This window comes from Dendronalium sp. ChiSLP03b (assembly GCF_034531165.2).
GTDB classification, from domain to species: Bacteria; Cyanobacteriota; Cyanobacteriia; order Cyanobacteriales; family Nostocaceae; genus Dendronalium; species Dendronalium minutum.
Genome location: NZ_JAVRBR020000092.1, coordinates 83,108 through 99,545 on the forward strand (window position 1 = coordinate 83,108; position 16,438 = coordinate 99,545).

Annotated in this window: 13 protein-coding genes; 5 read left to right on the forward strand and 8 right to left on the reverse strand. The window is 43.4% G+C overall.

What is annotated here, in order from left to right; all coding sequences use genetic code 11:
* Positions 1-11 precede the first annotated feature (11 nt).
* Positions 12-911 carry a ribonuclease HI gene (gene rnhA, locus RMY31_RS21690; RefSeq protein WP_322658704.1) on the forward strand — a complete coding sequence of 300 codons (900 nt, stop codon included), beginning with the start codon at positions 12-14 and terminating at the stop codon, positions 909-911.
* Positions 912-1,049: 138 nt separating this feature from the next.
* Here rnhA and cruG read toward each other — a convergent pair whose 3' ends face one another.
* Both cruG and cruF read right to left on the reverse strand, forming a co-directional pair.
* The gene (gene cruG, locus RMY31_RS21695) at positions 1,050-2,249 is read right to left on the reverse strand and encodes a 2'-O-glycosyltransferase CruG (protein WP_322658703.1); all 1,200 of its coding nucleotides are present in this window, start codon (positions 2,247-2,249) and stop codon (positions 1,050-1,052) included.
* Between the two features lie 147 nt (positions 2,250-2,396).
* Positions 2,397-3,305, reverse strand: a complete 909-nt coding sequence (cruF, locus tag RMY31_RS21700; protein WP_322658702.1) for a gamma-carotene 1'-hydroxylase CruF — start codon at positions 3,303-3,305, stop codon at positions 2,397-2,399.
* Between the two features lie 392 nt (positions 3,306-3,697).
* Between cruF and RMY31_RS21705 the strand changes: the two genes are divergently transcribed.
* Entirely contained in the window at positions 3,698-4,141 is a 444-nt protein-coding gene (locus RMY31_RS21705; protein ID WP_322658701.1) for a hypothetical protein, read from the forward strand.
* A 102-nt stretch (positions 4,142-4,243) separates the two neighbouring features.
* On the opposite strand, the gene rpmA is transcribed toward RMY31_RS21705, so the two are convergent.
* From rpmA to RMY31_RS21725, 4 genes are all read right to left on the reverse strand, one after another.
* Positions 4,244-4,525 (reverse strand): 50S ribosomal protein L27, encoded by a 282-nt coding sequence (gene rpmA, locus RMY31_RS21710; protein WP_322658700.1) that lies wholly within the window; start codon positions 4,523-4,525, stop codon positions 4,244-4,246.
* Positions 4,526-4,557: 32 nt separating this feature from the next.
* Entirely contained in the window at positions 4,558-4,956 is a 399-nt protein-coding gene (rplU, locus tag RMY31_RS21715) for a 50S ribosomal protein L21 (protein ID WP_322658699.1), read from the reverse strand.
* A gap of 187 nt (positions 4,957-5,143) precedes the next feature.
* Entirely contained in the window at positions 5,144-6,784 is a 1,641-nt protein-coding gene (locus RMY31_RS21720; protein WP_322658698.1) for an NAD(P)H-hydrate dehydratase, read from the reverse strand.
* A 105-nt stretch (positions 6,785-6,889) separates the two neighbouring features.
* Positions 6,890-7,720 carry a hypothetical protein gene (locus tag RMY31_RS21725; RefSeq protein ID WP_322658697.1) on the reverse strand — a complete coding sequence of 277 codons (831 nt, stop codon included), beginning with the start codon at positions 7,718-7,720 and terminating at the stop codon, positions 6,890-6,892.
* A gap of 370 nt (positions 7,721-8,090) precedes the next feature.
* Between RMY31_RS21725 and mnmA the strand changes: the two genes are divergently transcribed.
* The 3 genes from mnmA (at position 8,091) to RMY31_RS21740 (ending at position 11,710) form a co-directional block, all read left to right on the forward strand.
* Positions 8,091-9,146 carry a tRNA 2-thiouridine(34) synthase MnmA gene (gene mnmA, locus RMY31_RS21730; protein WP_409878174.1) on the forward strand — a complete coding sequence of 352 codons (1,056 nt, stop codon included), beginning with the start codon at positions 8,091-8,093 and terminating at the stop codon, positions 9,144-9,146.
* Positions 9,147-9,542: 396 nt separating this feature from the next.
* Positions 9,543-10,310 carry a DUF1350 family protein gene (locus tag RMY31_RS21735; protein ID WP_322658694.1) on the forward strand — a complete coding sequence of 256 codons (768 nt, stop codon included), beginning with the start codon at positions 9,543-9,545 and terminating at the stop codon, positions 10,308-10,310.
* 263 nt (positions 10,311-10,573) lie between these two features.
* On the forward strand, positions 10,574-11,710 hold the full coding sequence (locus RMY31_RS21740; RefSeq protein WP_322658693.1) for a PP2C family protein-serine/threonine phosphatase: 1,137 nt from the start codon (positions 10,574-10,576) through the stop codon (positions 11,708-11,710).
* Here the strand turns inward: RMY31_RS21740 and RMY31_RS21745 are convergent, their stop codons facing one another.
* Positions 11,711-12,043 (reverse strand): STAS domain-containing protein, encoded by a 333-nt coding sequence (locus tag RMY31_RS21745; protein ID WP_322658692.1) that lies wholly within the window; start codon positions 12,041-12,043, stop codon positions 11,711-11,713. It abuts the gene before it with no gap.
* 717 nt (positions 12,044-12,760) lie between these two features.
* Positions 12,761-16,138: a PAS domain S-box protein gene (locus tag RMY31_RS21750; protein ID WP_322658691.1), complete on the reverse strand. Its 3,378-nt coding sequence runs from the start codon at positions 16,136-16,138 to the stop codon at positions 12,761-12,763.
* Positions 16,139-16,438: the final 300 nt, after the last annotated feature.

A 16,438-nucleotide genomic window follows, 5' to 3' on the forward strand; every position in this document is an offset into this window, starting at 1 on the left:
TATTCATAACCATGTTCACCCAACCTACAATCCAAAACATATACACAGATGGTGCTTGCACCGGCAACCCTGGCCCTGGTGGTTGGGGCGTTGTCGTCTATTTCAACGATGGCTCAATTCACGAAATGGGCGATGCATCGCCTCACACCACCAATAATAAAATGGAAATGCAAGCCGCGATCGCTGCTCTGCAATTTATACATGAATTTAGACAAACCGATCCCATCACCCTGCATACCGATAGTGAATACCTTATTAATTGCGTTACCAAGTGGGTGAAAGGCTGGAAAAGAAAAGGCTGGAAAAAAGCAGACGGCAACCCTGTGCAAAATCAAGACCTTTTAGAAATCTTAGATGAACTTAATACCCGACAAGTCAAATGGCAACACGTTCGTGGGCATTCTGGTAACATAGGTAACGAACGTTGTGATGCGATCGCTCGCTCCTTTGCTAGTGGTAAAGTCCCGTCTTTACAACAATTGTCTCTCACAAATGTTCATAAAACTTTACCCGCTCCAGTCGTAAAAGTATCCGATCGCGAAACAAACTCTACAATAATTAACACTAGAACAAGAGAAATCAGTACTCCTGCATTAGAAATAACGTCTATGGAACAATCTACCGCACACGTTGCGGCCGCAACTGAAGAAAAGCTACCTGAAAACAGGGTAGAACAACTCCGCAATTTGGTTGAAACTTTACGTATAGCCGACGAGATTGCCGAAAAAGGCTACTTAATCACCAGTTCTGAACTAGCAGACCTGATGGATGTCCACGCCAGCGCTGTCACAAGTCGCGGGGATCAATGGCGCTGGCGAAACTGGATTGTGTCACGGGTACGACGCGAAGGTAATCAAATTCTCTGGGAACTGGAACGAGGCGATCGACTAGGAGGGGAAAGTGAAGAGTGAATAGGGGACGCGGTGACGCGGTGACGCGGGGAACAATCATTGACTCTTGCCTATTGCCTATTGCCTTCTGATAACTGACAACTAACAACTAACAACTAACAACTAACAACTGACAACTGACAACTGACAACTGACTCCTTACTCAGCACTGTATTTGCGTCCCCGCCACTCACGGGGAGTGCGGAACGCAGATAAGAAAATTCGTAGCACTGCTAGGGGATCGGCTAAAGGAGAAAGCCAAAATAACCAGCTACCTTTAGCGCTTTTGCGATCGTATGAAGGTGCGATCGCTAGTAGCATAGCAAAGCGAATCACCAATAGAAATACATTCAGTCCCAGTAAGAGGAGTGAGGGTAGCAGCAAAGGCTGGGGGAGCAGCAAAAGAAGAGATAAATAACTGAGTAGAATCAGGAGGGGTAAACCTTGAACGGCTGAGAGTAACCATAAATCTCCCCAAACTTGAGCAGGTAGAGATGCATCTTTGAGGTCGAGACTGCGTCCCCATTCTTTCCAAGTCTCGATTGCCCCCTCATACATCCGCACCTTCAGAACTTTCGCACCATCCAAAAAGCCTACTTTAAACCCCTGAGCAGCAATATATCGCGCCAAGGTGACATCATCGCAAAAAGAACTCCTCGCACTGGTGTAACCACTCACAGCGACTAAAACAGAGCGACGGCATAAAAAGCATTGACCATTTGCCATCACTCTTTCAGGCTGTTCTGTCTCGATCCCAGCAGGGTCGAATCGGTAAAGCAGAGTCATCAACAATGCTGGTTGTAGCCAGCATTCTCCTGGATACTTGAGAATGAACTGGGGCGACAGAGAAACCAAATCATACCCTTGCATTTGGGCCGTTTTCACCAAACCAGCAACTAGACCTGGATGTGGCTGGGTATCAGCATCCATCCCTAAAAACCACCGACTTGCTTCTGAGCTATGTAAAAAGCCGTTATGCAACGCCCAAGGACGACCTACCCAGCTGGAGGGTAAGGGATCGTCAGTCATCAGACGAAAGCGGGGATCTTGCTGTTGTGAGGCTTTCACCAAGTCGGGAGTAGCATCCTGGGACTTACTATCTACAACGATGATTTCCCTAACTTCGTAGCTTTGTCGGCTCAAGCCAGCTAACAAAGGACTAATGCGAAGAGCCTCGTTCAGCGTGGGTACGACAACACTAACACTACCCAAAAGTTCTAGTGTTGGCTGTTGGGGTTGAATGGGTGGATGGCGTGTTGGGCCCTTGAATAGACGTGAGAGCAGAATCGCCGTTGCTGGTAACTGAATAAGTAGCAATAAGAGCGATATGGCGCTTTCTACTGTCGAAGCATTGTCCACGTTAATTGATGGGGATTGGGGACTGGGGAGCAGGGGGAGCAGGGGAGCAGGGGAAGCAGGGGAAATAAAACTACTGACTTCTGCCCTCTGGAGACAGCGCCTTGGGCGGCTTTGCCGACTTGTGGCGACTGTCGTCCTCCTGCCTTATCATTTCAAGGCGACTTTGACGCTGGCTACTGAGACTTCCTGAGCTGCTGGTTCAACAGTAACTTGGGTAGATGCTGCTGAAGCTTTCAACCAAAAGGCTACAGCAGGGGCTACACCTAGCAACAAGCCAAGCAACACAGGAATAGAGAACCCAGCTGCCAAGCTCATAACTGTAGCGAAGCCAAAGTTGCTTAAATAAACTACCAAGGGTACATTAAGTTGCGATCGCTCCAATTTAATTGGATTATTTTTCCACAACAATGCTGCCACAGTCATAAACACTGAACCAGTACCCAACCAGCCAGCAAAATTTTGGTAGGGCATACCAAAGAAAGGCCCCGGTTGTTGCCAATACCAGAAGGGCAAAGCAGTTTGGCTCATGGCAGGATCGAGGACAAAATCCCAGGAGGTGAGCATCAAAGCACCCAAGCCGATTGCACCTATATGTCGCCACAAGCTAGGTTTTTTGTCTACTTCTAAACCAGCCCGCGCTAGCAGGTACGAAACGCATCCTACATAAAACCACGACAAGGGGATTGTAAACGGCACTAAACCAGCAATTTTATAGCCCAAGCCACTTAGATAGCTGTAGTGACCAAAAGGAAAGCCTGTGCTAGTTCCTAGGAGTTCGCTGCTTAAGGAAATCAGCACTGCGGGCAGCATAAATGCTAAAGTGCGACCCAAACCCAAAATCCGCAAGCCATATAAAAATACAGCAGCTGTACCTAGAATCATATATACTACACCACCACCAGCCATACTCCATTGCATGGCAGTCTGGCCGATCTCGGATAGGTGAAAAATTACTTCGGCGTTAGGTACAACCAGTAGTATCCCTACCAATCCAAACACCATTGACACAATATGACCAATGAGGCATACACGTTCAGCGATAACCAGTTGTCTCATAGAGAATTCCTTAACAAGATGTGACACGTCGCTACTCGGCTGCTAACAGTTTACAAATGTTTACGATCATATTTAACTAATTTGTGCAGTAATTCTTTACCAAGTAGTTTAGTTTTCTTGCAAGAGCATAACAGCCTATTGCTTGAATCTAGAAGAAATAGGATGATAGACATATAGTCTAAGCGATCGCTGTCAAAATATATCTACCTAGATCCGGCTTGCTTCTAGTTTACGACCCGCTTACACTAAGAGATTGAAAGACTCCCACTATATGAGGATATAGCTGAGGGCAGACAATAGCCACAATCTGAACAACTCAATAAAACAAGGCTTTCAGTGGCACTAAATCCTGTTAGGTAATAGATTGAACCGCTAATGGCCATACCAAGTTCATGTCAATTGTTAAAAGACTTCCCTGGATATCCTTAGTGCTAGTACTGCTTAGCTATAGTGCTTTAGGTTGGGTATTAGCTGAGTCACAAGTCCCTAGGCTTGTATGGCTAGTATTTGTGCCTATTGTCTTGTTTGTTGTGGGAAGCTTAACCGCTCCTTTGTCATTGATGACACAATATTCTAGTATTTTATTTCGTTCAAATATCAGGACTTTTTCTGTTGCCGTTTTCGGGGCATTCTTATTTTTTTTGATGCTTGCCTGGTTCCGGCTATTTCTTGATTGTTTGCTGATCTTTTCTGCGGCTATATTAGCGAGAATTGACTTTCAAGTATCTGGTTTTACAGAAGGGCAAGCCTTTTGGATTACTTGTGCGATCTCACTGGTAGGCATAGCCTTGGGTGCAGGCATATACCAAGGAGTTTTACATCACGTATCTTTATAGAGACTAAATACCACAAATAGAGAAGACGCGGGGAATCGATCGCAAACACTCTCCGCGTCTTCGTCGATAAATTTTATGGGTGGTAATGCCTACCCGATTGCTCTAACTAGCTACTGCCTCAACTGCGGCAGCAGGGGCGTAAACACTAACTCTCTTACGGGTTCTGCCCTTTCTTTCAAAGGTCACTACACCGTCGATTAAAGCAAACAAAGTGTCATCACTACCTATACCGACGTTGTTGCCAGGATGAAATTTAGTGCCGCGCTGACGCACAAGAATGTTTCCCGCACGCACAGCTTGACCGCCATAGCGCTTGACACCCAGACGTTGGGCATTAGAATCGCGACCGTTGCGCGTACTACCTGTTCCTTTCTTATGAGCCATAATTTCCTCTTGTGTCTGTTTTCTCTTCTCTATTATTCAGCAGTTGCTTCTGCAGGGGGATTGTCGGCGACGGGAGTTTCAGCAGTTGCAGCTTCTTGAGCAACCAGCACCGTACCGTTGAGGGTGATGGAATTAATCATCAATCTGGTGATTTCCTGGCGATGCCCCCGCTTTTTGCGGGTTTTCTTTTTCGGCTTCATTTTGTAGACCAGGACTTTGCGACCTCTAAGATTTCGCAGTACCGTGCCTTCTACAGTCGCCCCTGCTACTAGCGGCTGTCCAATGGTAACTTCGCCGTCGTGCTGAACTAGTAATACAGATTCTATTGTAACTTTTTCGTCTGCTTCAACTGGAAGCAGTTCGATGTCATAAAAGCGTCCCGGCTCAACTCGCAGTTGTTTGCCGCCAGTTTCAATAATTGCGTAGGTCATGGAATTGTCCTTGAAGTTGCCGTACAGGTAGCTAGCTTTTATCTCTGTATAGAGATGCGACTTATCTGGTTGCGATAATTCGCTGTTGCTGGCTTTTGCGATATGTCTACCTGATCCGAGCAGGAATTAGACAGACAATCTAAAATCATATTTGATTAACTAGTGGTAAGTCAACTCCAAACAGAATTTAAACTTTTGGATTACTTAGAACTTTCATTAAATACTGTGTCAATGTAAACGCATCTACTCCTAATTCAGTGCGTTCTTGGGCTGCTAAAATACCCGCTTGCGAATGCCACCAAGCCGCAGTTGCCACAATATCTTCTACAGCTATTTGTTTAGTTACTGCTTGCGCTAACAATCCACTCAGTAGCCCTGTCAATACATCGCCACTACCGCCACGCGCCAAAGCTGGGGTACTTTCTGGATTAATCCAAACTAAACCTTGGGGGTTAGCGATCGCTGTCCTTGCGCCTTTCAATAACACTACAGCTCCACTGTGAGCCGCAGCTTCCCTGACAGCTAGCACTGTGTCGTGTTTGGGATCTGGGATATCGGGAAACAACCGCTGGAATTCACCAGTATGGGGCGTGAGTACAGTTGTTGCTTTTCGCTTTTGTAATGTGGGGATGGTTCCCAGCTGTGCCAGGATATTCAAACCATCCGCATCAAGAATTAAGGGAGCATCACTAGCTATTACTTCTTGCACAATGGCTGTAGCATCTTTTGTTAAACCAGGGCCACAGGCGATCGCATGAAAGGAACTTAAATCAGTTTTTTCTGGTAATTGTAACTGAGCGATCGCTCCAGTTTCCGTTTCTGGACAACCAACTATCAGCGCTTCTGGCAAATGCGACACCAAAATAGGTTTCAAAGATTCTGGAACTGCAATTGAGAGCATTCCTACACCACTTGCCCGTGCCCCCAAAGCTGTTAAAATTGCCCCACCAGCATAGCGGCGCGAACCACAAATTAGCAATAAATGACCTTCCTTATATTTGTGGGTAACTAGTGGACGAGGTAGCGGTAAAGTTGAAAATGCCGTTGCTGGTGTAATGCGTTTAATTTTGGGTGTATCCCCCAAAACAGCTTGCACATCAGCCAAAGGAATATCAAAATCGATTAACTCAGCTTTGCCGACATAATCTAAAGCTTGGTCTTGCAATAAACCCAACTTCCACAAACCCAAGCAAAGGGTGTGAGTTGCGCGAATGGCAGTTCCCAATACCTCACCTGTATCAGTGTGCAAACCCGAAGGCAAATCGATACTAATTATTGGTTTATTCCATTCATTTAAGCGATCTATTGCAGCAGCGATGGGATCGGTGAGCGTTCTTTCTAAACCAAATCCAAACAACCCATCAACCAAAAAATCACAATCTTGTAGTTGTGATATCTCCTGGTAACATGGAATTCCTAAACTTTGAGCATACTGCAAGTGCTGTGCAGTTAATTCCTTTAGCTTAGAAAAAGCAGAATAGATCCAAACCTCATACCCGCGAAAGTATAATTCACGGGCTACCACCAAAGCATCACCCCCATTATGACCAGGCCCGACGAGAATTCCGACACAGGTACTTATTGGAGATACACGCAAAGATGCGAAGAATTCTTTCTCCGCGTCCCCCCGTCTCCGTTTCCCCGCGTCCTTTTCTCCCTCTTGTCCAAAATTTGGGTATATGTCTTGAATGCGATGAGCGATGAGTCCCGCCACTTTTTCCATCAAAGCCGCTACATGCATTCCAGCTGCAAAGATACGCTCTTCAATATCCCGCATTTGCACGGCGGTAACTACGACTTGTGAAATTTGCTCTTGCCTATTCCGCATTAGTTTTGAATGTGAGTTAGGAGTGATGAATTAGGAGTTATGAATTTCTCACTCACAACTCCTCACTTTTAACTTTTAACTCCTAACTCAGCACTCAGCACTTATTTACTTTCCGTAGTAAACTCTAGCATCACCAAATCCCAAATTTTGCAAACGGTTATTCCATTCTTCTGCTTCTGTTCGCTGGGCAAAAGGCCCCACTGCTACGTGTGGTCCTCGCGGTGATTGTCTTTGAAATATAAAGCCAGATAGCCGTGTATTTTGTCTGATTCTTTCTGCGATCGCAGGTAACTCTTCTGATTTAGCGGGAATAGCCACATAGTATCTAGAACTTTCTCCTCTAGAAACGCCTACGCCTCTGTCACCCGTGTTAGAAGAATAAGAAGACGTGGGAATTTCCCGTCCGTCTGTGAAGCTAACAATCTGTGCGCCATAAATCCGGTATGACTCAAGTTGTCTAACACGCTCTTGGGCGTTAGATAGTCTGTTAAAGACTCCTGACTGAATTACAGAACGTCCTTGGTACTGACGGATATAAGCTCCAGGTTCAATCTGACGCACTTGTTGCAGCGTCTGGTAATTATAATTATCAACGTACACTAAGTAGCGTTGAAAGCTCTGGCTATATTGGTTAAATTCTACTGATTGAGTGGGCTGCAAATTCGGCTGATATTGATTAAATTCCACTGATTGAGTGGGCTGATATTGCCCGTACTGGCCTGGTTGTACCTGGGGTAATGGCGATTGACCAAAGGGAATCGGTGAAATTTCTGGCGGTGGTAAAGTATTAACTACTCCCTGTTGAGTTAGCAACACTTTACTGTTGTTGATTTGGGCTTGTGCTGGATTAATATGGGAAGTCAGTGCCAACCAACCTCCCAAAAACAAGAAAATCATCCGATATGCGATAAATTCACCTGATATTTGACTGTACATAGTGGTAACAAGATTTTTAGAGAATTTCTTTCAGGAACTAATGAATGTACTGTTGTAGCAACTATATAGTGTCAGCTTAGAATTAGCATGTCCAGGTTGCAATGAATACATCTGAAAAAAATTCAGTAGCTGTTAGCGAGTGCGAAGCTAATTGAGTTTCCGGCAATATGCTGATGAGTAACCTAGAAACTGAAGTGCTTCCCTATCAAGGCTTTGAAGAGATGTGTGTTAGAATTGGACAGTCACGAAGCTCCCGTGTTGGGCTTGTATGAAAAGCCCTACTCGCATACTGAGTACAGCGTCACCGCTACAAAAAAATTTTGAATTTTGAATTTCACAAAGCGGTACTAGCCTAGCAAGATTTAGAGATATGAAAAAAGTCGTAGTTGGTCTTTCTGGTGGCGTTGACAGTTCTACCGCCGCTGCTATCCTACACAATCAGGGCTATGAAGTGATTGGTTTGACCCTTTGGCTGATGAAAGGCAAAGGACAGTGTTGCTCTGAAGGGATGATCGACGCGGCTTATATCTGTGAACAACTGGGCATTCCCCATCAGGTTGTAGATATTCGAGATGTCTTTGAGACAAATATTGTCGATTATCTGGTGGCTGGTTACAGTGCTGGGATCACGCCTTTGCCTTGCTCCCAGTGCAATAAAACAGTCAAGTTTGGGCCAATGGTGCAGTACGCCCGCGAACAGTTGGGATGCGATCGCATCGCTACTGGTCATTATGCCAAAATTAGCTATGACGAAGCTACAAGACGTTATCAGTTGTTAAGGGCAGTTGACCGCAACAAAGATCAGTCATACTTCCTCTATGATTTGTCTCAAGATTTACTTGCAGCCTCCGTGTTTCCTTTGGGTGAACTGCAAAAAGCCGATACGCGCCGCATCGCAGCTGACTACGGACTGAAAACCGCCAACAAACCAGAAAGTCAAGATTTGTGCTTGGTAGAAAGTAACGGTTCCATGCGGGCATTTCTAGATAAGTATCTTGCCCCCAAAAAAGGCGATATTGTGGATGCCACAGGCAAAGTTTTAGGACAGCATGATGGTGTCCATCACTACACCATTGGACAGCGTAAAGGTTTGGGTGTTGCTGCACCTGAACCGTTATATGTGATTGAATTAGATGCAGCCAATAATAAGGTGATAGTAGGCGATCGCACCAAAGCAACTCAGCAAGAATGTATAGTGAATCGGGTAAACTGGGTTTCCATCGCCGAACCATCAACCCCAATTCACGCCGAAGTGCAAATTCGCTATCGTTCTACTCCCACACCAGTTATGGTGATTCCCTTAGAAAACTTTCGCGTCCGCTTGGTATTTGATGAACCTCAGTTCAGCATCACCCCCGGACAAGCTGCGGTGTGGTACGACGGCGATAAAGTTTTGGGTGGCGGAATTATTGAACAGTTTAGTTAAAGAAGGTAGGAGGTGAAGCAGTCGCAGTCTTGGATGCCACTTGCTCCCCAAGTAGAGCAAGTGGCGTGAGACGCTACGCGACCGAGCGTCACTGCTGTTAGCGCAGCGTTAGCGAGTTATCGAGCGTCAGCACGAGCATCACCCGAAGGGCAGAGTCGCACGGGCAGAGGAGCAGAGGGGAAAAAGCTGTATCCAAGTTACTCTGTTTCACCCTATCTCTTCTGCTCTCTATCCCCTATCTGCTTGTTCGTTTTTCATGGCTGACGGTGAAATTTTTTCATCGGGACTGCCTTGTGTCTCCTAATAGCTTTTCTCACAAACTAACCCAACGCTGCAATTCAAGGTCTAACATAAAGTAATGTAAATCAAATGTAAATCAAGCGATCGCCTGTAGGCATGGACTGGAAAGAAATTAGAGGTAATTGGGTCATCATTCCCCAAAATCCCATCGGTATTATTCATTTCTTGGGAGGTGCATTTGTCGCCACTGCACCCCACCTGACTTACCGCTGGCTATTAGAACAGTTGGCGGCTAAAGGGTATGTTGTGATTGCTACGCCATTTGTCAATACTTTGGATCATATTGCGATCGCTAAATCCGTACTGCTGAACTTCGATCGCACCTTAGAACGTTTACATGACTCTATGGCTTTACGCAAGCTTTACCTGCCTACATACGGCATCGGTCACAGTATGGGTTGCAAACTCCACTTGCTTATAGGCAGCCTTTTCCCTGTAGAACGGGCAGGTAATATTTTAATATCCTTCAATAACTATGCTGCTAAGGATGCTATTCCCTTAGTGGAGCAATTTAATTCTACTTTGGCAATTGAGTTTACCCCCTCGCCCTTAGAAACTAACCAGCTTGTTCTGGAACGCTACAACATTCGTCGCAACTTATTAATCAAATTTAGTAACGATACTCTCGATCAATCAGGAACTTTAACCAAAATCTTACAAGAACGCTTTTCTGAGATGGTGACAGCACAAACTTTACCAGGAACTCACACCACACCCCTAGGTCAGGATATCAAATGGCAAACAGGAACGTCTTTCACTCCCTTTGATGCTCTAGGGCAATGGTTCAAGCAAGAAGTATACCGCGACCTAAACCAGTTAAAACGCGCCATTCTCTTGTGGCTGAATCCTCTTTCGCCTCCATAATCTTTTTTCTATCAGTGGCAAAAGGTTATGAAGTCGAGGGACAATTGAGAATAGATCATACCAATTCCTAATTTATAATCCAGAGGTGCAAGGTCTTGCGTCCTTAGATTTAATTTGTGTTTACAGGTTTGAATCTATTGCCCGATTTTAGAGAATTGGTGTTATTACTATATTTGCAGTCATAGTAGTAATAAATTAACCATTAAAACGCTTTTATTTTTATTTTTACATCTATTTCTTAATTAATTGTTCCATAAGTTTCTATGTTTCAAATACTCGTCATTGATGATGACATTTCAATACAAATATTTCTGAAAAGACTTTTGGAAAAGCAGGGTTATCAGGTAGTTGTCGCTAGCGATGGAGACGAAGGAATTACACAGGCTATTGCCTACCGTCCAGCACTCATTATTTGCGATTGGATAATGCCAGGTTTGAATGGATTGGAAGTCTGTAACCGTATTAAAACTGACCCCAATTTATCCACAACTTTCTTTATCTTACTAACATCTTTGGATTCGGTTGCCGATCGCGTCAAGGGACTAGATGCTGGTGCTGATGATTTTATTACTAAACCCATCGAGCAAAATGAATTAAAAGCAAGAGTCAGAGCCGGATTGCGCCTACATCAATTGAGCCGGGATTTGCAGACCCAGAAGCTACTTTTAGAAACAGAACTAGCAGAAGCAGCAGAATATGTGCGATCGCTGCTACCTTTACCTATGACCGAACCCTTCACCATTAATTCCCGGTTCATTCCCTCTCGGCAACTCGGCGGCGATTGTTTTGATTACTATTGGTTAGATCCCGATTATCTGGCAGTATATCTGTTAGACACTGCTGGACATGGACTTAAAGCTACTCTTCCCTCTATTTCGGTGCTGAATCTGTTGCGTTCCCGCGCTCTCAAAAGTCTGGATTACTATCAACCTAGTGATGTACTCAGAGCGTTGAATGAAACCTTTCAGATGAATTATCAAAATGATAAATACTTTACTATCTGGTACGGAGTTTATAACCGAGTCAAGCGGCAATTAATTTATGCTAGTGCGGGTCATCCACCAGCAGTCTTGGTATCTGGCACATCTCCTAAAAATACTAAAATTCAACTATTGAGAACCCCCGGTATGCCAGTTGGTATGTTTCCAGAGGCCAAATATGTTGATGCTTATTGCTATGTGGAAAAATTTAGCAGCCTTTATATTTTTAGTGATGGTGCTTACGAAATTACTAAGTTAGATGGCACACTTTGGAGTTTGGATGCTTTTATTCAGATACTTGTGAGCTTACAGCATACCATTGGTTACCAACTCGATCGGATATTGAATTATCTCATCGCCTTGAACTCTAAAGAAGCTTTTGATGATGATTTATCAATCTTACAAGTTAAATTTGATTAGTTAATTTTTGGATAATAACACCTCATTAAAATCATCTTGAGTTGGAAAGATTTCAAAGACTTTATCCATCCCAGTCAGTTCAAATAATATTCTGACTTGTTCATTAATTGAGCAAAGAACTAGGTTTGTATCCGCTGCCCGTAGTGCTTTGAATGCTAATACCAAAGCACCCAGAGCAGAACTATCCATAAAAGTCACATCTTGACAATCAACTAGCACAGTTTTTGCACCGCTTTCTAAAAGATTAGTTATATTTTGTCGTAATTCCTGTGAATTCGTGGTGTTGACAATCCCGCTGAGTTTAATAACTTTAACTTTCACTTGCTGATTCATAATATTTTTAACCAATTTTTTGCAAGAGGATGTGCCGATTTTGCTAGTATTATATACTAATAGTCATACTTTGGAAAAAGCTAACACTATCAAAGGTATGAATTATTTAAGGAAAAATGAAGCATAATAAATTCTAATCGATAGATAGTAAACTATCAAGGACATCAGTTGAATAGAATCATAACTATTACTTGTTAGGTAATATTACTATAGTTTTAAAATAAGCTGCCGCTTAGTAAACATTGACATAAAATTATTACCAATTTTTCTAACTAAAAATGCTTGCTTTATCACCATACTTTTAAGAAAATTTTGTGACAATAAACCTCATATGAAACGAATTAAAGATAGCCAATAAATACTCATAGTATTTAGCCTTCAAAATATTATTTTTACCAACTATAAGAATATGATTTACGAAATAAGAGAGAGCAGTAAGATAGATAAAGATAACTGATTACCATAGATAATTTTTGTATCAATTGCATCAAAATACTTATAGTCAAACTGATTTAGAGTTAGAAACTAGCTAATAAATTTTTAAGGGAAGTATAGTATACAACCTCTCATTTGAGGTTATCACAAGGTTATTAACTATATCAGCTCGGGTAAAACCTACAAGAAAGAGAAACTTTTAGGTTATGCAACACAAGCTCATAATGACTCAGTTGTCTCATTTGTTCTAAATTATAGGCGTACAAGGAAAAACAAATTAAATTACTCTTGGCGGAGGGGAACAGTAATCACAAACTCAGTGCCACCTCCTAGTGGGGAAATACATTCTAAAGAACCACCATGCTTTTGAGTAATAATCTGGTAGCTAATAGACAGTCCCATGCCAGTACCTTTACCAGTAGGCTTTGTAGTAAAGAAAGGTTCAAATACTCGGTTTCTAACTGCCTCTGGGATTCCCGACCCGTTATCAGTAATGGAAATTGTTACTTCGTTTTGCTCTAGTAATTGGGTACGAATGCGAATTTGGGGAGTAGGGAGTGCTTCTTCTCCTACTGCACACTTACCATTCCGCAATCCCTCTTCTAAAGCATCGAGCGCATTTGTCAAAATATTCATAAATACCTGGTTAAGCTGCCCAGCGTAACATTCCACTAAGGGCAATTTGCCGTATTCTTTGATAACTTGAATGGTACAGCGGTCAGATGTAGCTCTTATGCGATGTTCTAAAATCATCAGAGTGCTGTCAATTCCCTCATGGATATCTACCTCTTTCATATCAGCTTCATCCATACGCGAGAAAGTGCGTAGAGATACTACAATCTCTTGAATACGCTTTGCCCCAACTTTCATAGAGTTAAGGAGTTGCGGCAAGTCCTCGCTCAGGAATTCTAAATCTATCTCTGTTGCAAAGTCCTGAATTTGAAGTACGGGATGGGGATAGTGTTGCTGGTAGAGCCGCACAAATTCCAGTAGGTGTTGAATATAGTCATTAGTATGGATGAGATTGCCGTAGATGAAGTTAACAGGATTGTTGATTTCATGGGCAATACCTGCTACTAATTGACCCAAACTAGACATTTTCTCACTTTGCACGAGTTGCATTTGAGTCTGCTGGAGTTCCTGGATGGCTCTTTCTAAGTCTTCTTTTTGCTGCTTGAGCTGAGTTTCTGCTTGTTTGCGTTCAGTGATATTAAATGTTGTTCCCACCAATCGATAGATTCTACCTTCACTATTTTTGAGTGGATTAATCGTAGTTAGCGCCCAAGTTTCTTCACCCTGAAAAACTAGGCACTCTTCATAGGTCATCGGCACACCTATTTCTAAACATCTTAGATATCTCTGGCGTACTGCTGCACCTTCAATCTCACCAAGTGCATACTCTGGTGTTTTACCAATTATCTCTGCACTGTTGATACCACTCATAGATTGTGTAGCAGGGTTCCAACCCGAAAAGCAAAAGTCGCCATCTTCCAAGACATCCACAACAAATATAGGATTTTCAGCCCCATCGTATACACTACGTAAAAATTGTTCTTTCTCTAGCAATTGAGCTGCCGCCCGTTTAAGCTCTGTAATATCGGTAATTGCACCAACCAAACCGATGTTTTGACCTGTGGAATCTTTCAGAGCATACGATCGAAGAAAAGTCTGCATAATCCGACCACTAGGAGAGCGTTGCTCAGCCTCACCTATCCAAGATTGACCTGAAATAGTAGCTTGCCATACCTCTTGAGCAACTGCTGAGTTAGTGAAGGTAGCAGGCACACCACCAAATTTGATAAAGTCCTCTACGGTTTCGCACTCATACAATTTGCAAAATGCCGGATTCTGGTAGATATGATTACCTGTTGCATCGCCTATGGCAATGGCATCACTAGAACTTTCTACAGCTTGCTTGTAAAGCATTAAGCTCTGCTCTGCTTGCTTGCGTTCCGTGATATCCAGCATCATTGATGCGATACCAATCACTTCACCATCATCAGCCACTAAAGGACTGTTATACCACTCGCAGATAATTATTCTATTGTCTTTTGTGAGGTTCTCGTTGACACTTAAAGTGCCTCCTTGCTGCTGCAAAAGAGCAATTGTTACCTGCTTTACGTGTTCTCTAGCAACCTCAGGAACTAAAAACTCAAGATAACGACCCAAAACTTCACTTTTGCTGTATCCAAAAATTCTTTCCGCCGCAGGATTCCATTCTTGAATCTCAAATTTGGTATTCCATTCAATCACACCTATTGGTGTTTGTTGAATCAATAGTGCTAGTCTTTGCTGCGAAGCTCTCAATTCTGCTTCTGCTTGTTGTCGTTCGATAATTTCAGCCTGTAGCGCCTCGTTGCTTTGTGCCAGTTCTTGAGTTCGCTCTTCTACCCGTGTTTCCATTTCTGCATAAGCTTGCTGGAGTGCTGCCTCTGCTTGCTTACTGCGGGTTATGTCTGTTACTAGACCATCCCAAATAATTGACCCATCTGCTTGCAGTTCTGGACGGGATACAGCCTGTAGCCATTTGATTTGTTCGGTAGGCAAAACAATTCGCCCTTGCCACTGCCAAGGCTGCAAAGTTTGAGCAGAAACAGTAATAGATTTTTCAAAAGCCTGACGTTCATCTGGATGTACAGTTGAAATTATCAAACTGGCATCAGCTTGGATCTCTTCTGGTTTCAACCCATAGATTTCATAAGAACCGGAATTAACATAGGGAAACGAGAATGAGCCATTGGGATGCAGCATAAACTGATAAAGCATTCCTGGCACGTTTGCCGATAGCTTCTGCAATTTTGCTTCGCTGTGACGTAGGGCTTCCTCAATTCGTTGGCGCTCTGTGATATCTTCGTAAGTGCCAAGAATACCTACCACATTACCCCGAGTATCGCGCAGCGGAATTTTATTGGTATCTACCCAATGCTGATTGCTATCAGGCTTTTGTTGTGTCTCAATGATGTGTAGTTCTGGTATGCCTGATTGTATGATGCGGCGATCGCATTCTCGATACCACTCAGACTCTTCCTTTGTCCAAGGCAAATCGTAGTCATTCAACCCGACGATCTCATCTGGTGAATCCACACAGGCATCACGGGCAAAGTTCCGATTACAGCCTAGATAAACTGAATTACGATCTTTCCAAAAAATTCCTTGGGGAATATTATCTATCACTAGTTGCAGTAGCTGTTTTGACTGGCGCAGTTCAGCTTCTACCTGCTTATATTGTGTGACATCTCGAATACTACCGACTACAAACTGATTACCCGCATCATCTTCAAACAAACATTTTTTGGTAGAGATAAAGCGCGTCAATCCCCGATCGTCGGTTAAAACTTCTTCATTTTCATTGCTAATGCCTGTCGTGAAAACAAGTTCATCTTTTTCCCAAAACACATCAGCTTCTGCTTTCGGAAAAAAGTCATAGTCTGACTTGCCAATCAATTCTTCTCGGCTACGCCCTAACAATTTGCAAAAGGCATCATTGAGCAGTACCCAGCGGTGTTGGCGGTCTTTGACAAAAATCGGGTCATCCGTACCGTTAATAATCTGTAGTACAAAGGCTACAGAAAAATTCTCTTGCTGATTTTTGAGTGGACAATTGCTGGTAAGTTCCTGAGCTTCATCGCGGGACTCATATTTTTTACTGTCCTTTTCCATGCCTAAAGTCCTGTTTGTAAGCGTTTCAGCCTGCGATCGCTCGAGATTAGATGCACCATCGCTCTTTTGAGAATTTCTCTGAGGCTATTACCTCTGCTTTTTTAGTATTCCCAACGACCGCGATTTCTCAACAGGCAGTGCCAGATGTGAAGAGGCAGGGGGGCAGGGGGGCAGCTGACAGGTGTAGGTTTTTTACGTTTTGTTCCTAAAACCCTGGTTTTAGGGTGTAAGGGTGTGGGGGTGTAAGGGTGTAGGGGTAGAAGAAATGATGATTAGAGCGTTAGTTTTATAGTCATTACT

Excerpts from the sequence above, each read along its gene's own strand:
- rnhA (WP_322658704.1), top strand. The coding sequence starts at position 12 with ATGTTCACCCAACCTACAATCCAAAACATATACACAGATGGTGCTTGC.
- RMY31_RS21705 (WP_322658701.1), top strand. The coding sequence starts at position 3,698 with ATGTCAATTGTTAAAAGACTTCCCTGGATATCCTTAGTGCTAGTACTG.
- cruF (WP_322658702.1), bottom strand. The coding sequence starts at position 3,305 with ATGAGACAACTGGTTATCGCTGAACGTGTATGCCTCATTGGTCATATT.
- RMY31_RS21725 (WP_322658697.1), bottom strand. The coding sequence starts at position 7,720 with ATGTACAGTCAAATATCAGGTGAATTTATCGCATATCGGATGATTTTC.
- RMY31_RS21720 (WP_322658698.1), bottom strand. The coding sequence starts at position 6,784 with ATGCGGAATAGGCAAGAGCAAATTTCACAAGTCGTAGTTACCGCCGTG.
- RMY31_RS21745 (WP_322658692.1), bottom strand. The coding sequence starts at position 12,043 with ATGAATCAGCAAGTGAAAGTTAAAGTTATTAAACTCAGCGGGATTGTC.
- rpmA (WP_322658700.1), bottom strand. The coding sequence starts at position 4,525 with ATGGCTCATAAGAAAGGAACAGGTAGTACGCGCAACGGTCGCGATTCT.
- RMY31_RS21750 (WP_322658691.1), bottom strand. The coding sequence starts at position 16,138 with ATGGAAAAGGACAGTAAAAAATATGAGTCCCGCGATGAAGCTCAGGAA.
- RMY31_RS21740 (WP_322658693.1), top strand. The coding sequence starts at position 10,574 with ATGTTTCAAATACTCGTCATTGATGATGACATTTCAATACAAATATTT.
- mnmA (WP_409878174.1), top strand. The coding sequence starts at position 8,091 with ATGAAAAAAGTCGTAGTTGGTCTTTCTGGTGGCGTTGACAGTTCTACC.
- rplU (WP_322658699.1), bottom strand. The coding sequence starts at position 4,956 with ATGACCTACGCAATTATTGAAACTGGCGGCAAACAACTGCGAGTTGAG.
- RMY31_RS21735 (WP_322658694.1), top strand. The coding sequence starts at position 9,543 with ATGGACTGGAAAGAAATTAGAGGTAATTGGGTCATCATTCCCCAAAAT.